The organism is uncultured Rikenella sp. (assembly GCF_910577125.1).
In the GTDB taxonomy this organism is placed as follows: Bacteria; Bacteroidota; Bacteroidia; order Bacteroidales; family Rikenellaceae; genus Rikenella.
Window position 1 is genome coordinate 1 of sequence record NZ_CAJTMN010000141.1, and the last position, 4,203, is coordinate 4,203.

Annotated in this window: 2 protein-coding genes; one reads left to right on the top strand and one right to left on the bottom strand. The window is 61.0% G+C overall.

Annotated elements, in window-relative coordinates; genetic code table 11:
• Window positions 1–643: 643 nt before the first annotated feature.
• A complete protein-coding gene (locus tag QZ292_RS09805; protein WP_294601056.1) occupies window positions 644–2,368 on the bottom strand; it encodes a menaquinone biosynthesis decarboxylase in 1,725 nt (574 codons plus the stop codon).
• A gap of 65 nt (window positions 2,369–2,433) precedes the next feature.
• Here QZ292_RS09805 and cysS point away from each other — a divergent pair, with 65 nt between their 5' ends.
• Window positions 2,434–3,930 (top strand): cysteine--tRNA ligase, encoded by a 1,497-nt coding sequence (gene cysS, locus QZ292_RS09810; RefSeq protein ID WP_294601058.1) that lies wholly within the window; start codon window positions 2,434–2,436, stop codon window positions 3,928–3,930.
• Window positions 3,931–4,203 lie beyond the last annotated feature (273 nt).

Below are 4,203 nucleotides of genomic sequence, written 5' to 3' on the forward strand. Positions count from 1 at the left end.
CCGCTGTCGCTTCGCCACCTATCGCATTTTTCCCGCGCGCTGGCGGAAATCTTATTCAAACGCGCACCACGCGTTTGAATGATTTCCGTCTCCAGCTGTCGCGCGCGGGATGAGCTTTGTTCATATTTTTCTCGCGCGCCTTGGGCGATTCATTCTCTTTCGGCTCGTCGCCGAAACAGTTGAATCGCCTCTCAAAACGGCGGCGCGCGTCGAGCTTCGACTGCGCTCAGGCCGCGCGGGCCCCACGTCCCGTGGACGGGAAAATGCTTACGCATTTTCACTTATCTGCTTAGTCCAATTCTTTTCCCGCGCGCCTTGGGCGATTCATTCTGTTTCGCCTCTTCACCGAAACAGTTGAATCGCCTCCTAAGGCGTCGGCGCGCGGGGCATTTTAATCGTCGCCCGCTGGGATTTCATCTCGATTTTGCTTACTGCAAAACGAGCGAAATCCCTCTTTAAGCGGGCGGGCGGTGCGTGCCGCACTCCCAATTGGCAGCCTCTACCCTAAAGACCGGAACTGGCCTCGGGCCGGCCGGGCCCCACGTCCCGTGGACGGGCGAAACTACGTTTTGCTGCGGCAGCCTCGGCCCCACTCTTTGACCGCGCGCCTCACGCTCCGCAGGAGTCAAAGTGCGGACGTGCCTCAAATCTTCGCCGTGTCAGAACGCACCAAAAACTGATAACGGCGCGAGGGTGACGGCAGGGGATCTCCCGTAAAACCGTATTCCGACCAATGAGCATCCACCCGCTCGATCACCTCCGGCGACATCGTCACCACATTCGGCCAGCCCCGATCCACCGCCGCCGGCTTGAACCGCGCATCCAACCTCAACGCCCCTTCCGGAGTAATCGTGACATCCCGACCCGGGTCTACATTCCCCGCTGTTAGCCACAGCAATTCGCTGAAATTCAGCCCCGACGCCTCCACGAAATCGTCCCAGACCACCGCCACCGGAATATCTTCCCGGAAAGGCGCCTCGCCCCCCTCCTCTTCCAGCTTACGCGTCAGGTCGAGACATAATTTCCCGCCGAAACCGGTCTGAGGAGCCGAGTGGTCGAGCACGTCGAGCACCCCCCGCGAAAACAGAGCGTCCCGCGTCGGATCGAACCGGCGAAGCCGCTCCCGAATCACCTCGACATACCCTTCGCCCGAGACCCCGGCCGCATCCTCGGCCGAGAGCACCACCAAGAACTTATTGAAACTCATCTGGCCGGCACCCCACAGCGCATTCGCCACCTTAAGGGCCTGACCGGCATAACTTTTTTCGATCACGCACACCGCGATATTGTGCGCCACCCCCGCCGGTGGCATCCACAGATCAACCACCTCCGGAGCTACGGCCAGACGGATGGGCGCAAGGAAGATCCGCTCCGTCGCCAGCTGAATCCAGGCATCCTCCATCGGAGGAATCCCCACCAGCGTCGCGGGCCAGACCGCATCGCGCCGGTGGGTGATGCAGGTCACATGGAATCGCGGATAAAGGTCTTTCAGGGAGTAAAACCCGGTGTGGTCACCGAAATCGCCTTCGACCGCCTTCGGTTCGGCGGGGTCGACGTAGCCTTCGATCACGAAGTCGCAATCGGCAGGCACCCGCAGATCGTTGGTCAGGCACTGCACCAGCTCCACGGGCCGCCGACGCAGAAAACCGGCCAGCAGGTACTCGTCCATCCCGTCGGGCAGTGGAGCTGTCGCGCAGTAGGTATAGACGGGGTCGCCGCCAAGGCAGACCGCCACCGGCATCCGATCGCCCCGCTTTTTGTATTCCTGATAGTGCCGCTCGCCGGTCTTGTGGCGGTGCCAGTGCATCCCCGTAGTGCGCGCGTCGAACACCTGCATCCGGTACATCCCGACGTTCCTAACTCCCGTCTCCGGATCGACGGTGTGCACCAAAGGCAGGGTCACGAACCGCCCCCCGTCGTGAGGCCAGCACTGCAGCACGGGCAGGCGGCCGAGATCGACTTCGTCGCCCTGCCACACCACCTGTTGGCACTCGCCTTTGCGGGAGACGTGGCGAGGCATCCACTCCGAAACCTCTTTGAGCAGGGGCAGCATCCGCAGTTTCTCCATCCATCCCGCTTTGGGCCGCAGGGCGTCGGCAAAGAGGGTGTCGATCCGTTCGCCGACTTCGGAAAGCCGCTCCACGCCGAGGGCCATGCAAATCCGTCGCTCGGAACCCATCAGGTTGGTGAGCACGGGAAAACCGGTGCCGGTCTGCTCAAACAGCAGGGCTTTGCCGCCACCGGGCTGCTTGGACTGCCGGTCGGTCAGCTCGGCGATCTCCAGCACGGGGTCGACGGGAACGGAAATCCGGATCAACTCGCCGGCCCGCTCCAGCGCGGCGATATATTCCGTCAAGTTTTTGTACATGGTCGATACATTGGTGGTTCAAAATTAATATTTTTGCAGAACACATCTTTTTTACCGACAACCGCATGAGCCGACCGATCTATCTGTACAACACGCTGACAAGACGCAAAGAGGAGTTCGAACCGCTGCACGCGCCGGCGGTGGGGATGTATGTCTGCGGGCCGACGGTCTACGGCGATCCGCACTTGGGACATGTACGGCCGGCGGTGACGTTCGACCTGCTGTTCCGGCTCCTGAAATACGAGGGGTACAAGGTGCGTTATGTGCGGAACATCACGGATGTGGGGCACCTCGAAAACGACGCGGACAGCGGCGAAGACAAAATAGCCAAGAAAGCGCGGCTGGAGCAGCTGGAGCCGATGGAGGTGGCGCAGTACTATACCAACCGGTACCACGAGTTTATGGATCGGCTGGGGGTGTTGCGGCCGTCGATCGAGCCGCACGCGTCGGGGCATATCATCGAACAGATCGCGATGACGCAGGCGATTCTGGATGCGGGGTATGCGTATGTGAGCAACGGGTCGGTCTATTTCGACGTGCGGAAGTATGTGGAGGACGGGAATCATTACGGGATACTGTCGGGCCGAAATCTGGAGGATATGCAGTCGGGGGGGCGGTCGGAGGATTATGAGGGAGAAAAGCGTTTCGCGGCGGACTTCGCATTGTGGAAAAAGGCTGCGCCGGAGCATATCATGCGGTGGCCGAGCCCGTGGAGCGAGGGATTTCCGGGGTGGCATCTGGAGTGCTCGGCGATGAGTGCGAAGTATCTGGGCGAGAGGTTCGATATTCACGGGGGGGGGATGGACTTGATGTTCCCGCACCACGAGTGCGAGATCGCGCAGTCGACGGCGGCGCTGGGACATGCGTCGGCCAGATATTGGGTGCACAACAACATGGTGACGATCGGGGGGCAGAAGATGGGCAAGTCGTTGGGGAATTTCATCACGCTGGAGCAGTTCTTCACGGGGGATCATCCGCTGTTGTCGCAGGCCTACTCGCCGATGGTGATCCGGTTCTTTATCCTCCAGGCGCACTACCGGTCGACGCTGGACTTCAGCGACGAGGCGCTGCAGGGGGCGCAGAAGGGGTTGGAACGGCTGCTCAAGGCGTGGAATACCTTGGCTTCGGGGCGCATCGCTCCTGCGGCGGCTTCTACCATACCGTCGCCGGCGGGGCTGTTGGCGGAGTGCGAGGAGGCGCTGTGCGACGACCTGAACAGTCCGGTGGCAATTGCGAAACTGTTCGAGTGGGTGCGGCATGTCAACGCGCTGAACGACGGGACGCTCACGGCGACGGAGGAGGATTTGAAAACGCTGCGCGATACTTTCGACCGTATATTGGGCGATTTGCTGGGGCTCTCTCTCTCGGCGGAGGGCGGGGCGGCTCCTGCCGCTGGTGGCAACGACCGCTTGGGCGGGGTGATCGACATGGTGCTGGAGGTGCGTCAGCAGGCGAAGGCGGCGAAGGACTGGGCGACGTCGGACTTGATCCGCGACCGCCTGGCGGCGCTGGGTATCCGGGTCAAGGATCGAAAGGATGGGGCGGACTGGGAACTGGACTGATTTTCTAATCATTCGTTTAGCTGTGTCTACCCGCAGAGAACTGCCGCTTTTTGAAAAAAGCGGCACCAAAAACTTTTAGTTAGCTACGCTACTCCTTAGGCTCCGCAGTCCTCAGTCTCTGCGATTGCTTTTGGGTCGGGGTTCTCCGGGGCGCAATAATGCGGGAATTACCCTACGCGCCCCGGAAGAATCCCCGGCCCAAAGAAGCGTCCGAGAGTTGGGCCGCCGGCAGCTTTAGGATGCGTTAGCATCCTCTAAAGTTTTTCTGGTTCT